Origin of the sequence: Streptomyces odontomachi (assembly GCF_024435355.1) — a bacterium.
Classification (GTDB): domain Bacteria; phylum Actinomycetota; class Actinomycetes; order Streptomycetales; family Streptomycetaceae; genus Streptomyces; species Streptomyces odontomachi.
The window spans coordinates 330517-355482 of the sequence record NZ_JAMJWG010000007.1 but is presented as its reverse complement, the minus strand read 5'-3'; the positions used below and the strand labels follow the sequence as shown (position 1 = coordinate 355482).

The following is a 24966-nucleotide window of genomic DNA, read 5'->3' as shown; positions in this document are numbered from 1 at the left end:
AGGGACACAGCCCATGGCTGGCCACATCCAAGACCGCTGGTACAAGACCGAACCCGACGCCGACGGCAAGGACGTCCGCGTGAAGACCGACCGCTATGGCACCGGCCGCCGCTACCGTGCCCGCTACGTCGCGCCTGATGGCACAGAGAAGTCCAAGAGTTTCCCCGACGGACAGAAGCGTGTCGCGGAGAAGTGGCTCACCAACATCGAAGCCGACATGTCCCGCGGCCAGTACGTAGACCCACGCGCCAGCCGGACCACCTTCCAGCAGTACGCGGAACGCTGGGCCGCAGCCCAGACCACGGACGTGGCCACCCGGACGGTCATCGGGACGCGCCTCCGCCTGCACACCTTCCCGTACATCGGTTCCCGGCCGCTCGGCTCGTTCCACCCGGAGCACATCCGGGAGTGGTCCCGCGCCTTGGAATCGGCTGGACTGTCCACCTCGTACCGGCGGGGCATCTTCAGCACCGTCTCATCCGTCTTCAGGGCCGCCGCGGACGACCGGCTCATTGCGAGGAACCCGTGTCGCGCCGGATCGGTCCGGGCCCCGAAGCCTGCTGCCGGCCGCGTACGACCGTGGACGGCTGACCGCGTGTTCGCCGTACGCGAGGAACTCCCGCAGCGCTTCCAGGCGACGAGCGACGTGGGTGGCGGCTGCGGACTACGGCAAGGTGAGATCTTCGGTCTACCGCTCGACGAGGTGGACTTCCTCACGGGCTGGCTGCACGTGGGTTACCAGGTGAAGCCGATCAACAAGCATCTCGTCTTCGCCCCGCCGAAGGGCGGGAAGGTTCGTGACGTACCTCTGCCAAAGGAGGTTGGCCGCGTCCTCGCTGCTCATCTGGAGCGCTTCCCGGCCGTGGACGTCACCCTGCCGTGGCGCACTCCAGACGGTCCCCCGGTGACCAAGAAGCTGATCTTCACCAATGCGGATGGTTCGGCGCTGCACCGGAACGCCTTCAACCTCAGCGTCTGGAAGCCTGCCCTTGTGGCTGCGGGCGTCCTCCCCGAACCCGAGCGGGGGAAGCGAGCCAAGGCGTCCCGCGAAGACGGCATGCACGCGCTGAGGCACTTCTACGCCTCGGTGCTCCTGGACGCTGGGGAGAACATCAAGGCCCTGAGTCAGTACCTCGGGCACAGCGACCCAGGGTTCACGCTGAAGGTCTACACGCACCTCATGCCGAGCAGTGAAAGCCGCACCCGCAAGGCCGTGGACGACATGTACGAAGCCGCCCGGGAAGCGCAAGACGGCCCAGGGACGGCCCAGGCTGCCTGAGTGGTACTGCCATCAGTGACAAAACCGCTGATGGCAGTACGTAAGGCCAGTGGCAATCGACTGATCACCATAGTCAGGTGACTTTCCGTCAGTCAGCCTCCGCGGTCGTGACCCCGGCCACCCCGCCGTCCGCGCGGGCCGCGCAGGGCGGCGGCTCCCCTTACTGGCGGCCCGGCGGCCGAGCTAGGGTGGCGTCGGTAAAGAACTCGCGGGAGCCCGGGCGCACCGGGCTGAGAGGGAGGCTGCGGCGGCCTCCGACCGTACGAACCTGATCCGGGTCATGCCGGCGAAGGGAGGGTCTTGACGACCATGCGACCACGTCATGACGTACCGGACGCGGACGGACCGCGTCCCACGGAGCGATCGCCGGGCGCGACCGGCGCACCCCTTACGGACGGACGGGCCGAGGCGAGCGGCGCACCCGATGCGGACCGGACGCGCGACACGGCGCCCGCGGCGCCCCCCGACAGCGCGCCGCGACACGGCGCACCCGACGTCCTCGTCGTCGGCGGCGGCATCATCGGTCTCGTCACGGCCTGGCGGGCGGCGCTGCACGGGCTGCGTACCGCGGTCGTGGACCCGGCGCCCGGCGGCGGGGCGGCTCGCGTCGCCGCGGGCATGCTGGCCCCCGTCACGGAACTGCACTACGGCGAGCAGACCCTGCTCGGCCTGAATCTGGCATCCGCCCGGCGCTACCCCGACTTCGTGACGGAACTCACCGAGGCCTCCGGCGAACCGGACCTCGGCTACCGGGAGTGCGGGACGCTCGCCGTCGCGCTGGACTCCGACGACCGGGCCCATCTGCGCGAGTTGCATGCCTTCCAGCGCGAGTGCGGCCTGGCGGCCCAGTGGCTCACCGGCCGCGAGTGCCGCCGTCTCGATCCGATGCTGGCGCCGGGCGTGCGCGGCGGACTGATGGTGGCGGGCGACCACCAGATCGACCCGCGCCGGCTCGCCGCCGCCCTGCGCACCGCCTGCGAACGGTCCGGGGTGGACTTCCACCGGCACTGGGCGCAGCGCCTGACGGTGCTGCGGGACCGGGCCACGGGTGTCGTCCTCGACGACGGCACACACCTCACCGCCGGGCAGGTGGTGCTCGCAGGCGGCAGCCACAGCGGGCGACTCGCGGGCGTCCCGGACGCCGTGCTGCCGCCGGTACGGCCCGTCAAGGGACAGGTGCTGCGGCTCACCGTGCCCGCCTCGCACGCCCCGTTCCTGAACCGCACCGTGCGCGCCGTGGTGCGCGGTCAGCACGTCTACCTGGTGCCGCGGCTCAGCGGTGAGCTGGTGGTGGGCGCGACCAGCGAGGAGCTGGGCTGGGACACGACGGTGACCGCGGGCGGCGTCTACGAGCTGCTGCGGGACGCCCACGAGCTGGTGCCGGGGATCACCGAGCTGCCGCTCACCGAGACCTGCGCCGGCCTGCGCCCCGGCTCCCCGGACAACGCCCCCCTCCTCGGCCCGACCGCCCTCCCGGGACTGCTGCTGGCCACCGGCCACCACCGCAACGGGGTGCTGCTCACCCCGGTCACCGGGGACGTCATGGCGCGGGTGCTGACCAGCGGTGAGCTCCCGGACGACGCCCGCGCCTTCACGTCACGCCGCTTCGAGGCCGCACCGGAGCGGCTGCCGGGCACCACAGAACGACCGACCGTGCAGACGGAGCACCACACATGACCAAGGCGACCGCACGTTCATCCTCCTCATCCCCGTCCGCTCCCCCGCCCGCTTCCCCGTCCGCTCCCCTGTCCGTCGTCGTGAACGGCGCGGCGCGCGAGGTCGCTGCGGGGACGACGCTCGACGCGCTGGTCGCCGTGTTCACCACCGCGCCCTCCGGGGTCGCCGCCGCCGTCAACGAGACCGTCGTCCCCCGCGCGCAGTGGCCGACCACGGCGTTGCGCGACGGTGACCGGGTCGAGGTCCTGACCGCCGTGCAGGGAGGCTGAACGCCATGGCAGACGACGTCTTCGAGCTCGGCGGCCTGACCTTCGCCTCCCGCCTGATCATGGGCACCGGGGGTGCCCCCAGCCTGGACGTGCTGGAGCGGTCCCTGGTCGCCTCCGGCACGGAGCTGACGACGGTCGCGATGCGACGGCTCGATCCGGGCGTGCAGGGTTCGGTGCTGTCCGTCCTCGGACGGCTCGGCATCCGGGCACTGCCGAACACGGCGGGCTGCTACACGGCGGGCGAGGCCGTGCTCACCGCACGCCTCGCACGCGAGGCACTCGGCACCGACCTGATCAAGCTGGAGGTCATCGCCGACGAGCGCACCCTGCTGCCCGACCCCGTCGAGCTGCTGGACGCCGCGGAGGTCCTCGTCGACGACGGGTTCACGGTCCTGCCGTACACCAACGACGATCCGGTGCTGGCGCGCCGGCTCCAGGACGTGGGCTGCGCCGCGGTGATGCCGCTGGGCTCGCCGATCGGCTCGGGTCTCGGCATCCGCAACCCGCACAACTTCCAGTTGATCGTGGAGCAGTCCCGGGTTCCGGTGATCCTGGACGCGGGGGCGGGGACGGCATCCGACGCGGCCCTCGCGATGGAGCTCGGCTGCGCCGGGGTGATGCTGGCGTCGGCGGTCACCCGGGCCCGTGAGCCGGTGCTGATGGCCGAGGCGATGCGGTGTGCGGTGGCCGGGGGCCGGCTGGCGTACCGGGCGGGCCGCATTCCGCGGCGGCACTTCGCCGAGGCGTCGTCCCCCTCGGAGGGCCTCGCCCGGCTGGATCCCGAACGGCCCGCGTTCTGACGACGGTGCGGGCCGGGCACTGGCCCGTGACCACGGGTCACAGGACGGCTGCAGTACCGCACCGGGGCCATCCGGGTGGACGGAGCTGTCCGCGGTGGCTCGTACACTCGCCAACGTGGACACGACCCTCTCGGACCCGCTGATCGGGCAGGTGCTCGACGACCGGTACCGCATCGACGCGCTGATCGCGACGGGTGGCATGGCCACGGTCTACCGGGCCGTGGACACCCGTCTCGATCGGGTGCTCGCGCTCAAGGTGATGCATCCCGCACTCGCCGCCGACGCCTCGTTCGTCGAGCGCTTCATCCGCGAGGCCAAGTCCGTGGCCCGGCTCTCCCACCCCAATGTGGTCGGCGTCTACGACCAGGGCACCGACGGCCCGTACGTGTATCTGGCGATGGAGTACGTACCGGGCTGCACCCTGCGCGACGTGCTGCGCGAACGCGGGGCGCTGCGGCCGAGGGCCGCGCTGGACATCCTGGAACCGGTGCTCGCCGCGCTGGGCGCCGCGCACCGCGCGGGATTCGTGCACCGCGACATGAAGCCGGAGAACGTCCTCATAGGGGATGACGGCCGCGTCAAGGTGGCGGACTTCGGCCTGGTGCGCGCCGTGGACACGGTGACCAGCACCACGGGCGCCGTGCTCGGCACCGTCTCGTACCTCGCCCCGGAGCAGATCGAGCACGGCACGGCCGATCCGCGCGTGGACGTCTACGCGTGCGGCGTCGTGCTGTACGAGATGCTCACCGGCGGCAAGCCGCACTCCGGTGATTCACCCGCGCAGGTGCTCTACCAGCATCTGCACGCCGACGTGCCGGCCCCGTCGGACTCCGTCCCGGGGCTGCCGGCCGAGCTGGACGCGCTGGTGGCGTCCGCCGCTTCCCGGACGGCCGGGGCGCGCCCGCAGGACGCGGTCGCCCTGCTCGCCGACGTCCGCCGGGCCCGTGCGGGGCTCACCGCCGCACAGCTGGACGCGGTGCCGCCCGGCGCCCGTGCGACGGAGCACGACAACGCCGAGGACCGCACCAGCGTCATCCCGCGCGCGGCCGCTGCCGCCATCGCGGCGGGCACCGCGGCCTCCCGGGCACGGCACGGCGGTGCCGGCGACGACGACCCGGATGCCGCCCTGCACCGGACCAGCCGCCTGGAGGTCCCGCCGCCCGAGCCGCCCGAGCCACGGCGGCGCGGTGTGCGGCGCCCCCGGCGGGGCACCCTGGTGGTGATCGTCGCGGTGCTTGCGGCCCTCGGCCTGGGAGTGGGGGTCTGGTACATCAACTCGGGCCAGTTCACCCGGGTGCCGCAGCTGCTGACGAAGACCGAGGCGCAGGCGAAGCAGCGGCTGACCGACGCCGATCTCGAGCTCGGGAGCGTCAAGCAGCAGTACAGCGACACCTACAAGCGCGGCACCGTGATGTCCACGGACCCCAAGGCCGGGTCCCGGATCCGCCGGCACGACACGGTGGACCTGACGATCTCGCGGGGCCCGCACACCGTCCACGTGCCCGACCTGCAAGATGTGCCGCTGAACCAGGCGAAGGCGCAGCTGGAGGCCAGGGGCCTGACCCCGGGCATGGTCACCAAGGCGTTCAGCGACTCCGTCGCGCGGGGCGCCGTGATCCGCACCGACCCGGCCGCCGGCACGGTGCGCAACGCCGGCTCCGCCGTGCGGATCACGGTCAGCCGGGGCAAGCCGGTGGACGTTCCCGACGTCGGCGGCGAGTCCGTGGCGGACGCCAGGAGCGACCTGGAGGACGCCGGACTCAAGGTCAAGGTGTCCACCCATCGAGTGAATTCCGACGTCGACGATGGCAAGGTGGCCACGCAGTCGCCCGGCAAGGACACCCGGGTGGCCGAGGGGGACACCGTCACGCTGACGATCTCCAAGGGCCCCGAGATGGTCGAGGTCCCGGACGTCACCGGCGAGAAGGTGGACGACGCCAAGCAGGAGCTGACCGACGCCGGGTTCAAGGTCGAGATCGACCGCGGTCTGCTCGGCGGGGTCTTCGGCGGCGACGAAGTCCAGGACCAGTCGGTGGAGGGCGGCGACAAGGCCCCCAAGGGCAGCACGATCACGCTTGACGTGGGCTAGCACGACCGTCCTCGCGTGGCCTGCGTGCGCCGGCCCGGTGCGTGGCGCGTTCGTCGCGCACCGGGCCGGCGCACCGGTCTGACCGCCGCCGACCGGCCCGCCGCTCCGCCGGTTCACCGGGCGTGGCACCCTGTCCGGCGTGAGCAGTAGCAAGAGCGCGGCCCGCGACGCCGGTGCGGCCGTCGGCACGCGCCGTAATCCGATCGGCGGGCACGTGCCCGTGGCCGGCGGCCTCGCCTCCGTCGGCCTGGCGTACGCCCGTGAGATGGGCGCCGAGACCGTGCAGGTCTTCGTCGCCAACCCGCGCGGCTGGGCCACCCCCGCGGGCAATCCACAGCAGGACGAGGAGTTCCGCGCCTCCTGTGCGGCCGAGGACATCCCGGCGTACGTCCACGCGCCCTACCTGATCAACATGGGTTCGCACACCGAGGAGACCGTGGAGCGGTCGGTCGCCTCGCTGCGGCACTCGTTGCGGCGCGGGCGGGAGATCGGTGCCCTGGGCGTCGTCGTGCACACCGGTTCGGCCACCGGCGGGCGGGAGCGTGCCGTGGCGCTGGCCCAGGTGCGCGAACGGATGCTGCCGCTGCTCGACGAGCTGACCCGGGACGACGATCCGTATCTGCTCCTGGAGTCGACCGCCGGCCAAGGCGCCTCGCTGTGCGCCCGCACCTGGGACTTCGGGCCCTACTTCGAGGCGCTGGACGCCCATCCCAAGCTCGGCATCTGCCTGGACACCTGCCATATCTTCGCCGCCGGCCACGATCTGACCGGGCCGGACGGCGTCCGGCAGACGCTCGATCTGCTGGTCGACACCGTGGGCGAAGGTCGGCTGAAACTCATCCACGCCAATGACTCCAAGGACGTGGTCGGCGCGCACAAGGACCGGCACGAGAACATCGGCGCCGGACACATCGGCGAGGAGCCGTTCCGTGCGCTGATGAGCCATCCGGCCACCGAGCAGGTGCCGCTGATCCTGGAGACCCCGGGCGGCAAGGAGAAGCACGCCCAGGACGCGGCCCTGCTGAAGAAGCTCAGGGAATACCCCGAGGGGGTATAGGCGTTCCCGTCGGCGCCGTGGCTGCACCCGCAGCGCGGCACGGACCGCGGCGGACACCGCGGATCACCGACGACTGGGGGCTCGCCGTGACACACCAGCACCACACCGAACACCAGCACCCGACCACAGACGTGGCACCGACCACTCCCACCACACCCGTGACCTCCGCCGCGTACGAGCACGGCTCTCCCCATGGCCCCGCCCACGACGGCGCACACGGCCACGCATCCGGCCCGGGGCACGGCACCGGGCACGGCGCCGGCCACCAGGGCGGCGGCGGCCGGGGCAGCTGGGCGACGGCGGCGCAGGCCACCCTGCACTGCCTCACCGGGTGCGCCATCGGCGAGGTGCTGGGCCTGGTCGCCGGCACGGCCTTCGGCTGGGGGAACGCACCGACCACCCTGCTGGCGGTCGTCCTGGCGTTCTTCTTCGGCTATCTGCTCACGCTGCGCGGCGTCCTCAAGGCGGGCGCCGGGCTGCGGGTCGCGGTGCGGGTGGCACTGGCCGCGGACACGGCGTCGATCGCCGTCATGGAGCTGGTGGACAACGGCGCCATCGCCCTCTGGCCCGCCGCGATGGGCGCCGGCCTGGCCGACGCGCTGTTCTGGATCTCGCTGGCGATCTCACTGGTGGTGGCGTTCGTGATCACCACACCGGTGAACCGCTGGATGATCGGCCGCGGCATGGGGCACGCGGTCGCGCACCGGTACCACCACTGACCTCGGTCCGCCCCGGTCCGGCGTCAGAGCTCCGGCCCGTCCCCCGGCTCCTCCTGGTAGGAGTACCGCTGCTCGCTCCAGGGGTCGCCGATGTTGTGGTAGCCGCGCTCTTCCCAGAAGCCCCGGCGGTCGGCGGTCATGTACTCGATGCCCCGCACCCACTTGGGCCCCTTCCAGGCGTACAGGTGCGGCACCACGAGCCGGAGCGGGAAGCCGTGCTCGGCGGTGAGGAGCTCGCCGTCCTTGTGGGTGGCGAAGATGGCCGCCGGGGACGTGAAGTCGGACAACCGGAGGTTGGAGCTGAAGCCGTACTCCGCCCAGACCATCACGTGGCTGGTCTCCGGGGCGGGCGGCGCCAGCCGGAGAATCTCGCCGGCCGGGACGCCGCCCCATTCCGCCGCGAGCATGCTGAATTTCGTCACGCAATGCAGATCGGCGGTGACCGTGGCGTAGGGCAGCGCGGAGAATTCCTCGTGCGTCCAGCAGCGCTTGTCGCCGTCCGCGGTGGCGCCGAAGACCCGGAATTCCCAACGCTCGGCGCGGAACTTCGGAACGGGCCCGTAATGGGTGACGGGCCAGCCACGCTGCAAGCGCTGTCCCGGCGGCAGCTCCGGCCGTTCTGCCTGCCGGCTTTCACGCCCCACCGAATGACCCATGCCTCCATCCTGACAGACCCGGAACAGTGGAAATGACCGGCCCTTGCACCGATACCGGCAAGTTATGCCAACACGGGCATTCCATGCTTACTGGACGCCCCCCGGGCCCGGTGAAAGGATGCGCGCAACCTGCTCAGTCGTCCGGCCGGAAGGAGCTTCGGCGATGCAGGGTGATCCCGAGATCATCGAATTTCTCAATGAGCAACTGACCGCCGAGCTGACTGCGATCAACCAGTACTTCCTCCACGCGAAATTGCAGGAGAACCACGGTTGGGTCAGGCTCGCTGCGCATACCAGGGCGGAGTCCTTCGAGGAGATGCGGCACGCGGAGGCCCTCACCGATCGGATCATCTTCCTGGAGGGCCTGCCCAACTACCAGCGACTGTTCCACGTACGGGTGGGCGAGACCGTCACCGAGATGTTCCAGGCCGACCGGCAGATCGAGGTGGAGGCCATCGACCGCCTGCGGCGCGGCATCGACGTGATGCGCTCCAAGAGCGACGTCACGTCGGCGAACATCTTCGAGGCGATCCTCGCGGACGAGGAGGACCACATCGACTACCTGGACACCCAGCTCGAACTGGTCGAGAAGCTCGGGGAGCCGCTGTACATCGCGCAGCAGATCAAGCAGCCGGAGGGGGACGACGGCGGCCAGGCGTCCGGCGGGGCCATGAACTGAACCGGGCTCGCGGGGCCGGGCCCACCGCCACGGTCGGGCGTTCGCCCTCAGGCGGCCTCGTCGAGCACCGGGTCCGAGGTGAGAGCGGGCCGCCCCCGGTCGATGAGCTCACGGCGCGGGCAGGCGCCCCGGCCGAGCAGGGCCTGTATGCGGCGCACGCAGGAGCCGCAGTCGGTGCCGGCCTTGCAGGCGGACGCGATCTGGCGGGGCGTGCATGCGCCGTCGGCCACATGCCCCCGCACCTGGTCCTCGGTCACCCCGAAGCAGTGGCAGACGTACACGTGGTCACTCCCCGGGACGCGGTGGGGCCGGCAGGTCAGCGCCCCGGCCGTACGGGGCGCCCTGCCGGGCGCGCCTGTTCGGTGAGGCAAACCTAACCTTAGCTGGCGGCTGCGCCGGGGCGAAAGCCGGGGACGGGCCCGAGCGGTACGGATCACATCCGGCGCCGCGGGCACGGTCGCGGTTCCCACCGTCCCGGTGGTCCGGACCCGACAGGTACTGCCCCGCTGGGGCGGTGGCGATCCGACGGTGTCGTCGTGGCTTGGCGCGCAGTTCCCCGCGCCCCCGAGTGGGCACTACGTGCCCCTCACACGCGCCGCAGGCGCAACCAGGGGCGCGGGGAACTGCGCGAGCAACCCCCGCCGGCAGGAGGTCCGGACGCAAACCGCGACAACCCCTCCGGGACGGAATCGACCCGAAGGGGCGTGCCGGGCGAACCGGAAACTACTGGTCGCGGTACATCTCCGCGACCAGGAACGCCAGGTCGAGCGACTGGCTGCGATTGAGCCGCGGATCGCACGCGGTCTCATAGCGCTGGTGGAGGTCGTCGACGAAGATCTCGTCGCCGCCGCCGACGCACTCGGTGACGTCGTCGCCGGTGAGCTCCACGTGGATGCCGCCGGGGTGGGTGCCGAGCGCCTTGTGCACCTCGAAGAAGCCCTTGACCTCGTCGAGCACATCGTCGAAGCGCCGGGTCTTGTGACCGGAGGCGGCCTCGAAGGTGTTGCCGTGCATCGGGTCGGTCACCCAGGCCACGGTGGCGCCGGACGCGGTGACCTTCTCGACCAGCTCGGGCAGCCGGTCACGGACCTTGTCCGCGCCCATCCGGACCACGAAGGTCAGCCGGCCGGGCTCACGGTCCGGGTCGAGGCGGTCGATGTACTGCAACGCCTCCTCGGCCGTGGTCGTCGGGCCGAGCTTGATCCCGATCGGGTTGCGGATCTGCGAGGCGAACTCGATGTGCGCATGGTCCAGCTGCCGGGTGCGCTCCCCGATCCAGACCAGGTGCGCCGAGACGTCGTACAGCCGGCCGGTGCGGGAGTCGACGCGGGTGAGCGCGGTCTCGTAGTCCAGCAGCAGCGCCTCGTGCGACGAGAAGAACTCGACGGTCTTGAACTCCTCCGGGTCGGCACCGCAGGCCCGCATGAAGTGGAGCGCGTTGTCGATCTCGCGGGCCAGCTGCTCGTAACGCTGCCCGGACGGGGAGGACTTCACGAAGTCCTGGTTCCAGGCATGCACCTGACGCAGGTCGGCGTAGCCACCGGTGGTGAAGGCGCGCACCAGGTTCAGCGTGGAGGCGGAGGCGTGGTACATCCGCTTCAGCCGCTCGGGGTCGGGAACCCGCGCCTCCGGGGTGAAGTCGAAGCCGTTCACGGAGTCACCGCGGTAGGTGGGGAGGGTGACGCCGTCGCGGGTCTCGGTCGGCTTGGAGCGCGGCTTGGAGTACTGGCCGGCGATCCGCCCGACCTTGACCACGGGCACGGACGCGGCGTACGTGAGCACGGCGCCCATCTGGAGCAGGGTCTTGAGCTTGTTGCGGATGTGGTCGGCGGACACCGCGTCGAACGCCTCGGCGCAGTCACCGCCCTGGAGCAGGAACGCCTCACCCTTGGCCACGGCCGCCATGCGGGCACGCAGCTGGTCGCATTCGCCGGCGAAGATGAGCGGCGGATACGAGGCGAGCTCCGCGATCACTGAGCGCAGTGCCTCGGCGTCGGGATACTCGGGCTGCTGCGCCGCGGGCAGGTTCTGCCAGGTGTTCCCACCGGCCTGGTTTTCAGCAGCCTTGGTTTCAGCGTTCACGGTCACGCGCACCAGGTTACGGGGTCCGGTTGGGGCGCCCTGGGGTGCTCTCACCGATTGAGACAATCACACCGTCTCCCCGCCGCCGCGTTTCCTGCACCGCGCTGCTTTCGGTCGCCGTACGGTCACGTTGGGTGGCTGATTCTCGACGGTCTGCTGGGCCCGTACACCGTCCACCGGTGCCGATTGTGCGCTAGTGTGCCGCCCGTGGACCCGCAGAACATCGCACACGCGCACATGACCTGGTGGTGGACCGCTCATTCGGCGGCCCACTGATTCTGCGCGGACACCACGACACCGCGAAGGCCGCCCGAGGGGCGGCCTTCGGTGTTTCCGCGGACCGTTCCTCCGTATCGGAAGGAACCCATTCGCATGCACCCGACGCCACGCCCGGCGCCCGACCCGCAGTCCACCCGCGCCGCCGCGTCACCTGCATCACCTGCATCACCTGCATCACCTGCACCGTCCGACCAGGCTGCGCCTGCTGACCACGCCGCACCCGCCGGCCCGTCCGTCTCGGCGGCTGCCGTCATGAGACGGCTGCTCTCCCCCGACAGCGGCCCGTTCGCGCTGCTGCACCGCACCACCCCGGGCCACGCCCTCGAGACCGTGGAGGTGCTGCTCGGCCCGGTGACCGAGGTGGCGCGGCTGGCGGACATCCCGCTGCCGGCCGGGGCTCCGCGCGCCGGCCGCCCGGTGCACGACGTGCTCGCCATGGTCCCGTTCCGGCAGATCCGCGAACGCGGCTTCGACGTACGGGACGACGGGACCCCGCTGGCCGTGCTGGCGCCCGAGGAGGTCCACGAGCTGCCGCTGGCCGACGTCCTCGATGCGCTACCCGGGCACGACGTGCAGGTCACGGACGGGGCGTTCGACGTGAGCGACGAGGCGTACGCCGATGTCGTCAGGCGGGTGGTGCGGGACGAGATCGGCGTCGGCGAGGGCGCCAACTTCGTCATCCGGCGGGACTTCCGCGGTCTGATCAGGGGCTTCGACGCGGCTGACGCGCTGGCGCTGTTCCGCCGGCTGCTCGCCGGGGAACGCGGCGCGTACTGGACGTTCGTCGTGCACACCGGCGCCAGGACGCTGGTCGGCGCGAGCCCGGAGGTGCACGTGCGGATGTCGGGCGGCCGGGCGCCCTCGGCCGAGGGCGGCGGGCGGCTGCCCGGCACCGTGGTGATGAACCCGATCAGCGGCACCTATCGCTATCCGACCGGCGGGCCGACCGTGGCGGGGCTGCTGGACTTCCTCGGCGACCGCAAGGAGATCGAGGAGCTGTCGATGGTGGTCGACGAGGAACTCAAGATGATGTGCACGGTCGGCGACATGGGCGGCGTGGTCGTCGGGCCACGGCTGAAGGAGATGGCGCACCTCGCGCACACCGAATACGAGCTGCGGGGGCGTTCCTCGCTGGACGTGCGCGAGGTGCTCAAGGAGACCATGTTCGCCGCCACGGTGACCGGCTCGCCGGTGCAGAACGCCTGCCGGGTCATCGAGCGCCACGAGCCGCCCGCACCGGACGGCGGCGGGCGCGGCTACTACGCGGGCGCGCTCGCGCTGATCGGCCGGGACGCGACGGGCGGCCAGACGCTCGACTCGCCGATCCTGATCCGCACCGCCGACATCGACGCCGGCGGGCGGTTGCGGGTGCCGGTGGGCGCGACCCTGGTACGGGGCTCGGACCCGGTGGGCGAGGTGGCCGAGACGCACGCCAAGGCGGCGGCGGTCCTGGCGGCGCTCGGCGTGCGCCCGACCCGCCCGCGCCCGGCGGGCCGGCGGACGCGGCTGGCCGACGACCCGCGGGTGCGGGCGGCGCTGGACGGCCGGCGGGCGTCGCTGGCGCCGTTCTGGTTGCGGATGCAGGAGCCGCCGACCGTGTCCGCCGGCGGGGACGGACCCGGGGGCGGCGGCCGGGCGGGCGGCAGCGACCCGGCCGGTAGCGGGCTCACCGGGCGTGCGCTGGTGGTGGACGGCGAGGACACGTTCACGGCGATGCTGGCGCATCTGCTGCGCTCGTCGGGGCTCGAGGTGACGGTACGGCGCTACGACACGCCGGGGCTCGCGGATGTGGTGGCGGCGCACGAGGGACCGCTGGTGCTGGGCCCGGGTCCCGGCAATCCCGTGGACCTCGATGATCCGAAGATGCGCCACCTGCGCGACCTCACGGCCACGGCGCTGCGCACGCACCGGCACGGGGTGCTCGGCGTCTGCCTGGGCCATGAGCTGATCACGGCCGAGCTGGGGCTGCCGATCGTCCGCAAGAAGGTGCCCTATCAGGGCGCGCAGTGCACCGTCGACCTGTTCGGGCGGAGCGAGACGGTGGGGTTCTACAGCAGTTTCGTGGCGCGGTGCGACGAGGCCGGGGCGGCGCGGCTGGCCGGGCGTGGCGTACAGGTGAGCCGGGACGCGGCCACCGGGGAGGTGCACGCGCTGCGCGGGCCCGGGTTCGCCGGGGTGCAGTTCCATCCGGAGTCGGTGCTGTCGCTGCGCGGCGCCGATGTGGTGCGGGAGCTGCTTCGCTGGGTGCGGGAGGTGAGCGAGCCGTCGGCCAGGTAGGCCGGTCGGGTGGGTACGGACGCCGCTACGGCGGTGCCCGGGGCCGGGGCCCTCGTGGCGCCCCGGTCCCGGGCGCCCGTCAGCCGAAGAACACGCTTACCTCCTCGTAGAGGGACGGATCGACGGTCTTGAGCTTGGCGGTGGCTTCGGCGATGGGGACGCGCACGATGTCCGTGCCGCGCAGGGCGACCATCTTGCCGAAGTCGCCGTCCCGCACCGCTTCGATGGCATGCAGTCCGAACCGGGTGGCGAGCCAGCGGTCGAAGGCGCTGGGGGTGCCGCCGCGCTGGACGTGGCCGAGGACGGTGGTGCGCGCCTCGTTCCCGGTGCGCCGCTCGATCTCCTTCGCCAGCCACTCGCCGATGCCGGACAGCCGGACGTGGCCGAACGAGTCCAGCGAGCCGTCCTTGAGCACCATGTCACCGTCCTTCGGCATGGCGCCCTCGGCGATGACCACGATGGGGGCGTACGACGCGCGGAACCGGGAGGTGACCCAGGTGCACACCTGCTCCACGTCGAAGCGCTGCTCGGGGATGAGGATGACGTTGGCACCGCCGGCGAGACCCGAGTGCAGGGCGATCCAGCCGGCGTGCCGGCCCATCACCTCCACGACCAGGACCCGCATGTGCGACTCGGCGGTGGTGTGCAGCCGGTCGATGGCCTCGGTGGCGATGCCGACCGCGGTGTCGAACCCGAAGGTGTAGTCGGTGGCGGACAGGTCGTTGTCGATGGTCTTCGGGACGCCGATGACGTTGATGCCGTACTCGTCGGCGAGGGCCGCGGCGACGCCCAGGGTGTCCTCACCGCCGATCGCGATCAGCGCGTCGACCTCCTGCTTGGTGAGGTTCTCACGGATCCGACGGATGCCGTTCTCCACCTTGAGAGGGTTGGTGCGCGAGGAACCGAGGATCGTGCCGCCCCGCGGCAGGATGCCACGCACCTGAGGGATGTCGAGCTGGAAGGAGTCTCCTTCCAGCGGCCCGCGCCAGCCGTCACGGAATCCGACGAAGTTGTAGCCGTACTCTTGCACGCCCTTGCGGACGACTCCCCGGATGACGGCGTTGAGCCCCGGGCAGTCGCCGCCACCGGTCAGTACTCCGACCCGCATGGAAATGTCCCTTCGCCCTAGGTGAGCTGTCGGCGCACACGCTAGTAGTGATCCACGTCACTCCAACATGGGACGAATGGTCAATTCCGCCCCTTTCACGTGGAGTTGATCTTTCACATTCACTCGAAGGTGGGGCGCATCTGGGGGAGAAAGGTGAGGAACACGGTCATTCGGGAAGGGAGTGGCTGACGCGCAGTCAGGCGTCGTCCAGGCCGCGCTCGATCGCGTACCGGACGAGTTCCACGCGGTTGTGGAGCTGGAGCTTGCCGAGCGTGTTCTGGACGTGGTTCTGCACGGTGCGGTGCGAGATGACCAGGCGTTCGGCGATCTGCTTGTAGCTGAGCCCCTTGGCGACCAGCCGCAGCACCTCGCGCTCCCGATCGGTCAGCCGGGGCGCCTTGGGCTCGTCGGGCGCGACGGGCGCCGGCTCGGAGGCGAGCCTGCGGTACTCGCCGAGCACGAGGCCGGCCAGGCCCGGTGTGAAGACGGGGTCCCCCGCCGCGGTGCGGCGCACCGCGTCGATCAGCTCCCGGGTGGAGGCCGACTTGACCAGATAGCCGGTGGCCCCGGACTTGACCGCCTCCAGGACGTCGGCGTGCTCACCGCTCGCGGACAGCACCAGGACGCGCAGCGCGGGCGTGCTGGCGACGAGTTCCCGGCACACCTCGACACCCGGCTTGGCGGGCAGGTTCAGGTCGAGGACGAGCACGTCGGGCGCGGCGGCACGGGCGCGGCGCACCGCCTGCGCACCGTCCCCCGCGGTGCCGACCACGTCGAACCCGGCCTCGGCGAGGTCCCGGGCGACGGCGTCCCGCCACATCGGATGGTCGTCCACGACCATCACCTTCAGGGGGCCGCGCGCACCGTCCGCCGCGCCCTGGGCCCGGCTGTCGGGCCCGGCCGCCTCGACCGTCCCCGGCGCCGCCGTGGCCGCCGCCTGCTCGCCGTGGTCCTCACGCACCGTCATCACACCTTCCGCCGTACCGCAGCCGAGCGCGGTACCGTCAGCTCCACCTCAGTGCCCTGGCCCGGTACCGAGATCAGCTCGGCCGTGCCTCCGATGTCCCGCAGCCGCCCCCTGATCGACAGCGCCACACCGAGCCGCCCCTCCCCCGCGGCTTCGTCGAGCCGCCCTTCGGGGATGCCGGGGCCGTCGTCCCGCACCGTCACGATCACCGCGTCCGGCTCGTCCTCGAGAAGGATCCAGGCCCGCGCGTGCTCGCCGGCATGCTGCCGGACGTTGTCCAGAGCGGCGCCGACCGCGGCCGTCAGCTCCTTCGCGGCAGCGGTCGCCATCGGCACGGCGGTACCGGGTCCGGAGACCGTCACCCGGGCGGAACCACCGTACGGGGCGAGCAGGGACCGTAGGTCGACGCTGCCGCCGCCGCTGCCGGCAGCGGGGCCCGTGCCGTCGAACTCCGTTGCCGTCGTGGTGCACGCGCCGGCCGGCGCGGCGGTGGCGCCGCCGGAACTTCCCGCGGCGGACCGCGCGGCGCGGACACCCCCCTCGGCGCGCGACCCTGCCGGGACCTGCGGAGCGCTGGTGACCAGGGCCCGCAGCGCGGCCTCCTGCTCGCCCGCGAGACGGCCCAGCTCGGCGGCCTCGCCGCCCAGGGTGCTGCCGCGCCGTTGCACCATCGCCAGGACCTGGAGCACCCCGTCGTGGATGTCGCGGGCGAGCCGCTCGCGCTCCCGGGTGGCCGCCTCGATCTCCAGGGCGCGGGCGAGGGTGCGTTCGGAGACCCGGGCCACCTCGATGACGTAGCCGATGCCGATGGCCGCGACCCAGACCAGCACCACGTTGTGCAGGGTGTCCCGGCTGAGTGCGCCGCGTTGCACCACGTTGGCGACGCCGACCAGCGCGGCGGCCCCGGCGGCCCAGCGCCAGCCGCCCTTCAGCGCGTAGCCGAGCACCGAGCCTGCGGTCCAGATCGACGGCAGCGTCGGGCCGCCGGCCACGATCTGCTCGTGCTCCACCGCGAGTGGGGTGAGCAGGATGCCGGTGAGCGCGATGCCCAGGTCGGTGGCGAGGAACCACCGGGTCCACGCCGCTGCACCGGTGACCCTGCGCAGGGTGGCGAGGTTCCAGCCGGCGAGCACGACGTAGTAGCCGACGGCGACGGCCGGGCGTGCGTAGTGGTCGTAGGCGAAGACGAAGAGGCCTATGGCGTAGAGCGCGGTCACCGGGCGGTAGACGGTGACGGCGCGCCACAGCGGCTGCTCGACCGACATCCTCATGTCCTGCTCGCGCCGGCTCATGACCCCACCCCTCGAACGACTCCCGTCCGCCGCCCCCACGGCTCCCCTGGTGTACGGCTCCTGCCGCGGCCCGCGGCCCGCACGCGCGGCACGGTACGGCCCCGGTCGCCGTAGCGCACGCTGACGGTCCGGCCGGGCCACCGCCCGCTGTTACTCAGCTTCGCCGCGCCTTCTCCTGCTTGGCGGCCTCGGCCAGCTGGCGCTTGGCGGCGGTCGCGTACATGTCCACGTACTCCTGGCCGGAGAGCTTCATGATGGCGTACATGACCTCGTCGGTCACCGCCCGCAGCACGAAGCGATCGTGCTCCATGCCCTGGTAGCGGCCGAAGTCCAGCGGCTCGCCGATGCGGATGCCGGGACGCATCAGCTTCGGTACGACCTTGCCGGGCGGCTGGATCTTCTCGGTGTCGATCATCGCCACCGGGATGACCGGCACCCCGGTGGCCAGCGCCACCCGCGCGAGGCCGCCCGGCTTGCCGCGGTAGAGGCGGCCGTCGGGCGAGCGGGTGCCCTCGGGGTAGATGCCGAACAGCTCACCGCGCCGCAGCACGTCGATACCGCTCTTGATGGCCGCCTCCCCCGCACCGCGCGCCCCGGAACGGTCCACCGGCAGCTGTCCCACGCCCTTGAAGAAGGCGGCGGTCATCCGGCCCTTGATGCCCGGTGTGGTGAAGTACTCGGCCTTGGCGATGAAGGTGACCTTGCGGTCGAGCACGGCGGGCAGGAAGAAGGAGTCCGAGAACGACAGATGGTTGCTGGCGAGAATGGCGGGGCCATGGGCCGGAATGTTGTCCAGGCCCTCCACCCAGGGTCGGAAGGCAAGCTTCAGCGATCCCCCGAGGGAGAGCTTCATCGCGCCGTAGATCAAACCGGTGCCTCCTTCCCCCAGGGCCGCAGCCGGCCTGGGCGTCACCCCCAGCGTCAAGTCGACCTTACCCGCCGACGGCCGACGCAGCCGTGGCCGTAGGTCCACCGGCCAGCGGACCTGGCCGGTGCCGGTGGGGTCGCGTACCGTGAGGAGGCCTCACCGGTGGGCGCGGCCGGGTACGCCTCGGCCGTCGGCCGAGTGCGCCGCCACGATCCCGCGGGCCGCACGCGCGCACGCAGACGAACAGGAGAGCGGAAGGTGCCCCTAGTCGCTGGAGCAGATGGTGGCACTCCCCCGGCAGCGGGGGAGTGCCACCACGAGGGCGGTGACGTCGGCGTCCTCCTCTGCCATGGTTTCACCAGTACGCCCCAGTCGCTGCGCCCGTGGGCGGAGCACCTGGCCGAGCACGGCCTGACGGTGTCCCTGCCACTGCTGCCGGGGCACGGCACGCGGTGGGAGGACATGCAGCTCACCGGCTGGCAGGACTGGTACGCGGAGGTGGACCGCGCCCTGCGGGCGCTGCGTGAGCGGTGCAGCCGGGTCTTCGTCGCCGGGTTGTCCATGGGGGGCGCGCTGGCGCTGCGGCTGGCGGCGAAGCACGGCGACGCGGTGGCCGGGGTCATCGTCGTCAACCCGGGCATCAAGGTGCACGGCGTGGCGGCCCACTTCCTGCCCGTCGTACGGCATCTCGTCCCCTCGGTACGCGGCCTGATCGACGACATCGCCAAGCCGGGTGGCGGGGAGATCGGCTACGACCGGGTACCGCTGCACGCCGCGCACTCGTTGCGCCGCTTCTTCCAGCTGGTGGACGGTGAACTTCCCCAGGTGACCCAGCCGTTGCTGCTGTTGCGCAGCACGCGCGACCATGTGGTGCCGGCGGCCGACTCCGCGCGGGTGCTCAGCCGGGTGTCGTCCACGGACGTCACGGAGTGCCTGTTGGAGAAGAGCTACCACGTGGCGACGCTGGACCATGACGCCGAGCGGATCTTCGAGGAGACCCTGGCGTTCGTCAGCCGGCTCGCCCCCGCCTCCGGCACGGAAGGGACGGCCGCCGGTGACTGAGCCGGACGAGCAGCGACCTGACCCCGCACCCGGCGCCGGGCACACCCCGGCCGGTCCCGACCAGAACGGACCCGTGGAGCCCGCCGGTGCCGCGGCGCCCCGTGTCCCGGCCCCCGGCGAGGGCCAGGGGGCGGAGCGGGCGGGAAGCGAGGCCGTGCTGCCGAGCACCGAGGCCTCCGGCGCCGAGGGCGTCGAGCCCGCCGAAGCGGAGCCCACGGCCGTGGAACCCGCCGTCCTGGAGCCCGTCGACCCGGAGCCCGGCGCCCCGGAGCCCACTGCGTCGGAACCCGTCGCGGAGGCGCCGGTCACCGGGCGGCGAGCCGGCAGGAAGGCCGCCGACCGTCCGGCCCCGGGGCCGGACGACCCGGGGCCGGACGACCCGGGCTTCGACGAGGAGGCCGCCTGGCAGGCCATCATCGCCGGTTACGGCGCGGAGCCCCCGGACCCGCCGGGCGCACGGCCGTTCCGCTCCGTGGAGAACCTGGCCCTGCTGGAGCCGGACCCCGACGGCGACGTGGACGACTGGGACGGCACTGGTGGGCGCCCCGGCAAGCGAGGGGCGGCGGACCGGCCCAAGTCCGACGACGACACCGAGGGGGACGCCGACCGGACCGATGGCCCCGCCGGCGGCCCCACCCGCCCACTCGGCGGCTCCGTGGTCTTCGCCCCCGGCGTCGGCCCGCGCGACTACACACCCTCCAGCCCGTCCGACGACGACTTCGACGAGGACGACGAGGGCCACTTCGTGCCGCCGGAGCCGCCCCCGCTGCCCGCCGCCGAGCCCACCGCCAAGTTCGCCTGGCTCGGCGTGCTCGGCGGCCCGCTGCTGATGCTGCTCGCGGTGCTGCTGGGCTGGCAGATGACCTGGTGGCTGACGGCCCTCGGGATCGGCGGCCTCGTCGGTGGCTTCGTCACCCTGGTGATCCGGATGAACCCGGGTGACGAGGACGACGACGACCCCGGCCGGGGTGCGGTCGTCTGAGCCCGCGATCATCTGAGCCCACGATCATCTGAGCCCGCGATCGTCCGAACTCCCATGGAACCGCTTCGGGTTCTGCGGCGAAGGAAGGGTGAAAGCCCAAGCCTTCGAGGCGTTCAGACGAACGAAAGGAGCCCCGATGACCGTCGAATCGGGCGTCCACACCAGTGAGGAGAGCGACGCCCGAGCGATCGAGCGGTCCCGGGACGAGCCCGAGCAGTTCGCTGCCCTTTTCGACCGGCATGCCGACAGCGTGCACCGTTACGTGGCACGCAGGCTCGGTCCCCAGGCAGCGGAGGATCTGATGTCGGAGACCTTCATCACCGCCTTCCGGCAGCGTCACCGGTACGACCTCGGACGGGCCGACGCCCGCCCGTGGTTGTTCGGCATCGCGACCAACCTCATCAGCCGCCACCGCAGGGCCGAGGCCCGCCGGCTCAAAGCGCTGGCCCAGCTGCCCGCCCCGGTCGACGACGCGGAACACGTCGCCGACCTGGCCGTGGCGCGGGCCGGTGCCCAGCGGGCGCGTCCGGACCTGGCGGCTGCCCTCGCCCGGCTGTCGGCCGGGCAGCGCGATGTCGTCCTGCTGGTGGCCTGGGCCGATCTCGACTACCACGAGACGGCCGAGGCGCTGGGGGTACCGGTCGGCACGGTCAGGTCCCGACTGCACCGGGCTCGCAGCACATTGCGCGAAGCACTGGGCGGATCCGATCCGACAGCTTTCCGGGAGGCACACGCCCATGACTGAACTCGACGAGTCCCGCAGCAGGGAGCTCGACGCACTGCGCAACTGGGACGCGGGGGCAGACCCGCTCGACACCGACGCCCGGCACCGGGCCAGGACCCGCCTGCTGCGCGCGATGAACGAGCAGGGCCAGAAGTCCGGCGGACGGGCCGGCATCCGGCGCCCCTTGTGGCGCAGCCCGCTGCTGCGCACCCTCGTCAGCGGCGCGGTCGCCGCGGCCCTCGCCGCGACGGTCCTGGTCAACCTGAACGACGGCGGTGGCTCCGGGCAGCCCACCACGGGCGGCACGCACACCCCCGCGATGCAGGACGTCAGCGCCCAGACCGTGTTGAACAGGGCGGCGGCCTACGAGCGCAAGCACGAGAAGGCCGTCGTGCCGCGCGACGACCAGTTCATCTACACCAAGGAGATCATCAAGGAGACGGACAAGGCGACCGGGGCCACGAAGGCGTACACCGACGAGAACTGGCGTTCCGTGGACGGCTCGAAGCGTTCCTGGATCATGGAGATCGGCCACGGCTGGTGGGCGCCACCGCTGGGGAAGGGCGAATCGGAGTGGCCGCCGCAGAAGTGGTCCACCCTCAAGGCACTGCCGACGGACCCGGAGCAGCTCATCCTGGCCGCGTCGAACTTCGGGCTGCCGCCCCAGAAGGGCCAGACGATCGACGATCTGTCCACCGATGACTGGGACTCGGTCGAGTTCGCCCTCTCCGGGCTGCTCAAGCTGGTCCCGGTGATGCCCGAAGGGCTGCGTCCCGCCGCGTACGAGGCGCTCGGCATGGTGCCCGGGGTGAAGGCCGTACCGGGCCAGAAGGACGCCAAGGGCCGTACCGGAGTGGCCATCGTCTACGACAACCCGAAGAGCCAGATGGGCAACTCCGACAGCTGGTTCATCTTCAACCCGACGACGTACGCCTTCCTGGGCTTCCGGGACATCCGCACCTCGGATGACCACAAGGGCAAGGCCAAGAAGACCTACATCCAGCTGTCCTACCTGGACAGCTGGGCCGTCACCGACCGGGTCAAGCAGCGCCCGTAGGTGACCCGTCGACCGCGGACCGGGGGGATCGCGGTCGACAGGACGGAACAGCGGGCCGGGGGCTATGGCTCCCGGCCCGCTGGCTCTGCTCCCCGCCCCGCCGGCTCGTGCGCCGCCGGTCGGGTCCTGCTCAGTCGCCGGTCGCCGGGATCCTCAGCGCGGCCAGCACCGGAAGGTGGTCCGTGGCCGCTCGCAGGTCGCGCTGGCTGACGCCGGGCAGGTCCACGGGCACCCCGCAGGCCAGCACCTCCACGCCGTGCGTGGCGAAGATCGCGTCGATGCGCTGCCGCGGTGCCGCCGGCGGCAGGGTGTGCTCCGCTCCCCAGGGCGCGACCGCCCAGCAGTCCTGGAGCGCACCCGCGAGCCGGCGGAACGTCCGACCGTCGGGCCGGTCGTTGACGTCGCCGCCCGCGACGGCGTACGGGACGCCGAGCCCGTCGAGCTGCTTCAGCAGCAGTCCGCCCTGGACGTGGCGCTCCTCGGCGTCCAACGAGAGATGGCAGCTGAGGACGCCGAGTCGGGCCCGCCCGAAGCGGACCACCGCCGTCGCGAAGCCACGCCGGTGCCGGCCCGCGGTGAGCGGCAGCAGGACGTCCTCGGTGCGCTCCACCGTGGCGCGCAGCGAGCAGAGCAGCGCTGGCCCCGCGGCGGGCGCACCACCGGAGAGGATCACCAGGTCCGCTGCGGAGGCCAGCCGGGCCAGTTTCTTGCGCCACCGGAAGAACCGGGGCGCTTCCTGGAGCAGGACGAGGTCGGGCGCACAGGCCCGGACGACCCGGGCCAGCGCGTCGACGTCGTCCCGTATCGACCGGATGTTGTAGCTGAGCACCCGGACGACGACCGAACCGTCCGGCTCGGTACGGGAGTCAGGCATCGACCTGGTCGTGGACGGTGTACGGGCGGGCATGCGGATCAAGATACGGGGTACGCCCCGTATCTCGGCCAGCACCCCCGGTTGGGGGCGCCCCCGGCCAGGGCTGGGGGCGCGGGAACTGCGCGATCAGCCACGACACGACCCTGCGGGTAGCCACCGGCCCAAAGGGGCTACTTCTGTCGTGTCCGGACCACCGGGAGTGGTGGGTTGCGCGCGCGGGACGCCCCCAATCGGGCACGCAGTGCCCGCAAAGGGGCGCGGGGAACTGCGCGATCAGCCACAACGAGACCGTCAGGTCGCCACCGCCCCACAGGGGCTGCATCTGTCGCGTCCGGACCACCAGGCAATGGTGGGTGGCGCGCGCCGTGGGCGCCCTACCCGTTGGGCCAGGCGCCCCATGCCTGGCGGGGCCGACGGGGCGTCAGCCCTGACGGGCGAGGTCCGCCGCGCCGACCAGACCGGCCTTGTTGCCCAGTTGGGCCGCGAGTACCTGGGCGTGCGGACGCCACTGGCCGCCGATCAGCCAGCGGCGGAAGGACTTGCGGATCGGGTCGAGGACCAGCTCGCCCTCGTCGGAGACCCCACCGCCGACGATGAACGCGGACGGGTCGAAGAGGGAGGCGAGGTCGGCGAGACCGGCGCCGGCCCAGCGGGCCAGTTCGCGGAAGGAGTCGACCGCCACCGGGTCGCCCTGCCGGGCCGCCTCGCTGACGTGGCGGCCGTCGATGCCTTCCGGGGTGCCGTTGCCGAGGCCGAGCAGGATCTCGGCGTTCTCCGGGGTCGCGTTGGCACGCTGCTTGGCGTAGCGGACGAGGGCGCGTCCCGAGGCGTACTGCTCCCAGCAGCCCTGGCTGCCGCAGCCGCACAGCAGGCCGTCCGGCACCACCCGGATGTGACCGAACTCGGCGGCCACGCCGAAGCGTCCACGGCGCAGCTTGTTGCCGATGATGATGCCGCCGCCGAGGCCGGTGCCGAGCGTGATGCAGATGACGTCCTCGTGGCCTTGGCCGGCGCCGAAGCGGTACTCGCCCCATGCGGCGGCGTTAGCGTCGTTCTCCACTACGACCGGCATGCCGACGCGTTGCTCGACCTTGTCCTTCAACGGCTCGTGGCGCCACTGGATGTTCGGCGCGAAGAGCACGCTGGCCCGCTTGTCGTCCACGTAGCCGGCGGCGCCGATGCCGACGGCCTCGATCTCGTGCCCCTTGCCCGCGCCGGTGACGGCCGCGGAGATCGCGTCGACGATGCCCTCGGCGGTGGGCGGGGTGGGCACGGTGTGTGTCTCCAGGATCGAACCCTCTTCGTCGACCACTCCGGCCGCGATCTTCGTGCCGCCGATGTCCACGCCGATGGTGAGTCCCATGTGTCCCTCAGTTCCGGTCGAGCCCCGCTACGGCCAACCGTACCCGAGGGGCGTCAGTCCAGGTCGATGTGTTCACCGGGCCCAGGGCCGTCGTCCGGGTGGTCACGGCCGTCGCCGTGACGGCGGTGGTCCTGGGGGCCCGAGGGGTCGGCGTGATCTTCGGCGGCGTCGGCGGCGGGCTCGGTTCCGGGCCGCCCGGCAGGGGTGGTGCGGGTCCAACGCTGTTCCTGTGCGGAGACCGCGGAGCGGTAGGCGGCGAGCAGTTCGGTGCCCGCGGCGGCGAGATGGTCGAAGACGTTCGGGTTGCGCTCGATGACCGGTTCCACCGCGGCCTTGGCCTGCCGGACGACCTGCTGCACCATCTGTTGCGCCGCGCCCTGGGCGGCCATCCCGAACAGCGGCGCCGCGCCGCTCGACAGGCCCGAGATCCGGTCGGCCACGGCGTCCAGCAGCCGCCGCAACTCCTCGGCGGCCGACCCGGGCGGTGGACCGTGCTGCGCGCGGCGACGGGCCCGCTCGGCGGCGAGGTCCTCCGCGCAGGCCGTCTCCCAGGCGTCGGCGTCGGGCTGCGACGCCGAGCCGGACGCGGCCGGCTCCGACGGCCGGGTCCCGGCGGTTTCGGACGCGGAACGTGCGTCTTCGGCTCCGGGGCCCTTGGTGCGGGCGTCCTCGGCACCGGAGGGTTCGGGTCCCGGGTCGGCGGCGGGGGCCCCGTGCTCTTCCGGGGTGCGGGCGGCATCCCGCGGCTCTACGGGGTCCCGGCTGTGCTCCGGGCGCTCGGCGGCTTCGCTCATGGCGGTCTGACT

Annotated in this window: 23 protein-coding genes and 1 riboswitch; of the genes, 13 read left to right on the top strand and 10 right to left on the bottom strand. The window is 72.2% G+C overall.

Annotation, left to right across the window (positions count from 1 at the left end; all coding sequences use genetic code 11):
- The first annotated feature begins 13 nt into the window (after positions 1-13).
- The 7 genes from NQO67_RS17865 (at position 14) to NQO67_RS17835 (ending at position 7890) form a co-directional block, all read left to right on the top strand.
- On the top strand, positions 14-1279 hold the full coding sequence (locus tag NQO67_RS17865) for a tyrosine-type recombinase/integrase (RefSeq protein WP_255951001.1): 1266 nt from the start codon (positions 14-16) through the stop codon (positions 1277-1279).
- 198 nt (positions 1280-1477) lie between these two features.
- A riboswitch (TPP riboswitch) is annotated at positions 1478-1591 on the top strand.
- Positions 1589-2956: a glycine oxidase ThiO gene (thiO, locus tag NQO67_RS17860; protein WP_255951000.1), complete on the top strand. Its 1368-nt coding sequence runs from the start codon at positions 1589-1591 to the stop codon at positions 2954-2956. Its footprint overlaps the riboswitch before it by 3 nt.
- Positions 2953-3225 carry a sulfur carrier protein ThiS gene (gene thiS, locus NQO67_RS17855; protein WP_255950999.1) on the top strand — a complete coding sequence of 91 codons (273 nt, stop codon included), beginning with the start codon at positions 2953-2955 and terminating at the stop codon, positions 3223-3225. The genes thiO and thiS overlap by 4 nt, the downstream gene beginning before the upstream one ends.
- A gap of 5 nt (positions 3226-3230) precedes the next feature.
- On the top strand, positions 3231-4025 hold the full coding sequence (locus tag NQO67_RS17850) for a thiazole synthase (RefSeq protein ID WP_255950998.1): 795 nt from the start codon (positions 3231-3233) through the stop codon (positions 4023-4025).
- Between the two features lie 115 nt (positions 4026-4140).
- Positions 4141-6114 (top strand): Stk1 family PASTA domain-containing Ser/Thr kinase, encoded by a 1974-nt coding sequence (pknB, locus tag NQO67_RS17845; RefSeq protein ID WP_255950997.1) that lies wholly within the window; start codon positions 4141-4143, stop codon positions 6112-6114.
- A gap of 139 nt (positions 6115-6253) precedes the next feature.
- The gene (locus tag NQO67_RS17840) at positions 6254-7171 is read left to right on the top strand and encodes a deoxyribonuclease IV (protein ID WP_255950996.1); all 918 of its coding nucleotides are present in this window, start codon (positions 6254-6256) and stop codon (positions 7169-7171) included.
- A 158-nt stretch (positions 7172-7329) separates the two neighbouring features.
- Entirely contained in the window at positions 7330-7890 is a 561-nt protein-coding gene (locus tag NQO67_RS17835) for a DUF4396 domain-containing protein (RefSeq protein WP_255951034.1), read from the top strand.
- A gap of 23 nt (positions 7891-7913) precedes the next feature.
- Here NQO67_RS17835 and NQO67_RS17830 read toward each other — a convergent pair whose 3' ends face one another.
- Positions 7914-8546, bottom strand: a complete 633-nt coding sequence (locus NQO67_RS17830; protein WP_255950995.1) for a sulfite oxidase-like oxidoreductase — start codon at positions 8544-8546, stop codon at positions 7914-7916.
- Between the two features lie 163 nt (positions 8547-8709).
- On the opposite strand from NQO67_RS17830, the gene bfr reads away from it, so the two are divergent.
- Positions 8710-9225 carry a bacterioferritin gene (bfr, locus tag NQO67_RS17825; protein WP_255950994.1) on the top strand — a complete coding sequence of 172 codons (516 nt, stop codon included), beginning with the start codon at positions 8710-8712 and terminating at the stop codon, positions 9223-9225.
- Positions 9226-9272: 47 nt separating this feature from the next.
- Here bfr and NQO67_RS17820 read toward each other — a convergent pair whose 3' ends face one another.
- Both NQO67_RS17820 and NQO67_RS17815 read right to left on the bottom strand, forming a co-directional pair.
- A complete protein-coding gene (locus NQO67_RS17820) occupies positions 9273-9506 on the bottom strand; it encodes a (2Fe-2S)-binding protein (protein ID WP_255950993.1) in 234 nt (77 codons plus the stop codon).
- Positions 9507-9948: 442 nt separating this feature from the next.
- Positions 9949-11313, bottom strand: a complete 1365-nt coding sequence (locus NQO67_RS17815; protein ID WP_255950992.1) for a class II 3-deoxy-7-phosphoheptulonate synthase — start codon at positions 11311-11313, stop codon at positions 9949-9951.
- Between the two features lie 525 nt (positions 11314-11838).
- On the opposite strand from NQO67_RS17815, the gene NQO67_RS17810 reads away from it, so the two are divergent.
- Positions 11839-13863, top strand: coding sequence for an anthranilate synthase family protein (locus NQO67_RS17810; RefSeq protein WP_255950991.1), 2025 nt, complete (start codon positions 11839-11841; stop codon positions 13861-13863).
- A gap of 79 nt (positions 13864-13942) precedes the next feature.
- Here the strand turns inward: NQO67_RS17810 and NQO67_RS17805 are convergent, their stop codons facing one another.
- The 4 genes from NQO67_RS17805 to NQO67_RS17790 all read right to left on the bottom strand — a co-directional run bounded on the left by NQO67_RS17805 (position 13943) and on the right by NQO67_RS17790 (position 18098).
- Positions 13943-14971, bottom strand: coding sequence for a 6-phosphofructokinase (locus NQO67_RS17805; protein ID WP_255950990.1), 1029 nt, complete (start codon positions 14969-14971; stop codon positions 13943-13945).
- A 196-nt stretch (positions 14972-15167) separates the two neighbouring features.
- Positions 15168-15812 (bottom strand): response regulator, encoded by a 645-nt coding sequence (locus NQO67_RS17800; RefSeq protein ID WP_255951033.1) that lies wholly within the window; start codon positions 15810-15812, stop codon positions 15168-15170.
- Between the two features lie 125 nt (positions 15813-15937).
- Positions 15938-17230, bottom strand: coding sequence for a MacS family sensor histidine kinase (macS, locus tag NQO67_RS17795; protein ID WP_255950989.1), 1293 nt, complete (start codon positions 17228-17230; stop codon positions 15938-15940).
- A gap of 154 nt (positions 17231-17384) precedes the next feature.
- Positions 17385-18098: a lysophospholipid acyltransferase family protein gene (locus tag NQO67_RS17790; RefSeq protein WP_255950988.1), complete on the bottom strand. Its 714-nt coding sequence runs from the start codon at positions 18096-18098 to the stop codon at positions 17385-17387.
- A gap of 258 nt (positions 18099-18356) precedes the next feature.
- Here NQO67_RS17790 and NQO67_RS17785 point away from each other — a divergent pair, with 258 nt between their 5' ends.
- The 4 genes from NQO67_RS17785 to NQO67_RS17770 all read left to right on the top strand — a co-directional run bounded on the left by NQO67_RS17785 (position 18357) and on the right by NQO67_RS17770 (position 21923).
- Complete coding sequence (locus NQO67_RS17785; RefSeq protein WP_255950987.1) at positions 18357-19160, top strand: alpha/beta hydrolase; 804 nt, start codon at positions 18357-18359, stop codon at positions 19158-19160.
- Positions 19161-19380: 220 nt separating this feature from the next.
- The gene (locus NQO67_RS17780; protein ID WP_255951032.1) at positions 19381-20142 is read left to right on the top strand and encodes a hypothetical protein; all 762 of its coding nucleotides are present in this window, start codon (positions 19381-19383) and stop codon (positions 20140-20142) included.
- A 136-nt stretch (positions 20143-20278) separates the two neighbouring features.
- The gene (locus tag NQO67_RS17775; protein WP_255950986.1) at positions 20279-20887 is read left to right on the top strand and encodes an RNA polymerase sigma factor; all 609 of its coding nucleotides are present in this window, start codon (positions 20279-20281) and stop codon (positions 20885-20887) included.
- Entirely contained in the window at positions 20880-21923 is a 1044-nt protein-coding gene (locus NQO67_RS17770; RefSeq protein ID WP_255950985.1) for a CU044_5270 family protein, read from the top strand. Before NQO67_RS17775 ends, NQO67_RS17770 begins: the two co-directional genes overlap by 8 nt.
- Positions 21924-22053: 130 nt before the next feature.
- Here NQO67_RS17770 and NQO67_RS17765 read toward each other — a convergent pair whose 3' ends face one another.
- From NQO67_RS17765 to NQO67_RS17755, 3 genes are all read right to left on the bottom strand, one after another.
- The gene (locus tag NQO67_RS17765) at positions 22054-22830 is read right to left on the bottom strand and encodes an endonuclease/exonuclease/phosphatase family protein (RefSeq protein ID WP_255950984.1); all 777 of its coding nucleotides are present in this window, start codon (positions 22828-22830) and stop codon (positions 22054-22056) included.
- 388 nt (positions 22831-23218) lie between these two features.
- Positions 23219-24160 (bottom strand): ROK family glucokinase, encoded by a 942-nt coding sequence (locus NQO67_RS17760; protein ID WP_255950983.1) that lies wholly within the window; start codon positions 24158-24160, stop codon positions 23219-23221.
- A 53-nt stretch (positions 24161-24213) separates the two neighbouring features.
- Complete coding sequence (locus tag NQO67_RS17755) at positions 24214-24954, bottom strand: DUF5304 domain-containing protein (RefSeq protein ID WP_255950982.1); 741 nt, start codon at positions 24952-24954, stop codon at positions 24214-24216.
- Positions 24955-24966 lie beyond the last annotated feature (12 nt).

What these genes read in the sequence shown, in the direction of transcription:
- NQO67_RS17830 (WP_255950995.1), bottom strand. Translation starts at nt 8,546, where the DNA reads ATGGGTCATTCGGTGGGGCGTGAAAGCCGGCAGGCAGAACGGCCGGAG.
- NQO67_RS17760 (WP_255950983.1), bottom strand. Translation starts at nt 24,160, where the DNA reads ATGGGACTCACCATCGGCGTGGACATCGGCGGCACGAAGATCGCGGCC.
- NQO67_RS17865 (WP_255951001.1), top strand. Translation starts at nt 14, where the DNA reads ATGGCTGGCCACATCCAAGACCGCTGGTACAAGACCGAACCCGACGCC.
- NQO67_RS17800 (WP_255951033.1), bottom strand. Translation starts at nt 15,812, where the DNA reads ATGGTCGTGGACGACCATCCGATGTGGCGGGACGCCGTCGCCCGGGAC.
- thiS (WP_255950999.1), top strand. Translation starts at nt 2,953, where the DNA reads ATGACCAAGGCGACCGCACGTTCATCCTCCTCATCCCCGTCCGCTCCC.
- NQO67_RS17805 (WP_255950990.1), bottom strand. Translation starts at nt 14,971, where the DNA reads ATGCGGGTCGGAGTACTGACCGGTGGCGGCGACTGCCCGGGGCTCAAC.
- bfr (WP_255950994.1), top strand. Translation starts at nt 8,710, where the DNA reads ATGCAGGGTGATCCCGAGATCATCGAATTTCTCAATGAGCAACTGACC.
- NQO67_RS17765 (WP_255950984.1), bottom strand. Translation starts at nt 22,830, where the DNA reads ATGCCCGCCCGTACACCGTCCACGACCAGGTCGATGCCTGACTCCCGT.
- NQO67_RS17850 (WP_255950998.1), top strand. Translation starts at nt 3,231, where the DNA reads ATGGCAGACGACGTCTTCGAGCTCGGCGGCCTGACCTTCGCCTCCCGC.
- NQO67_RS17755 (WP_255950982.1), bottom strand. Translation starts at nt 24,954, where the DNA reads ATGAGCGAAGCCGCCGAGCGCCCGGAGCACAGCCGGGACCCCGTAGAG.
- macS (WP_255950989.1), bottom strand. Translation starts at nt 17,230, where the DNA reads ATGAGCCGGCGCGAGCAGGACATGAGGATGTCGGTCGAGCAGCCGCTG.
- NQO67_RS17810 (WP_255950991.1), top strand. Translation starts at nt 11,839, where the DNA reads ATGAGACGGCTGCTCTCCCCCGACAGCGGCCCGTTCGCGCTGCTGCAC.
- thiO (WP_255951000.1), top strand. Translation starts at nt 1,589, where the DNA reads ATGCGACCACGTCATGACGTACCGGACGCGGACGGACCGCGTCCCACG.
- NQO67_RS17775 (WP_255950986.1), top strand. Translation starts at nt 20,279, where the DNA reads ATGACCGTCGAATCGGGCGTCCACACCAGTGAGGAGAGCGACGCCCGA.
- NQO67_RS17770 (WP_255950985.1), top strand. Translation starts at nt 20,880, where the DNA reads ATGACTGAACTCGACGAGTCCCGCAGCAGGGAGCTCGACGCACTGCGC.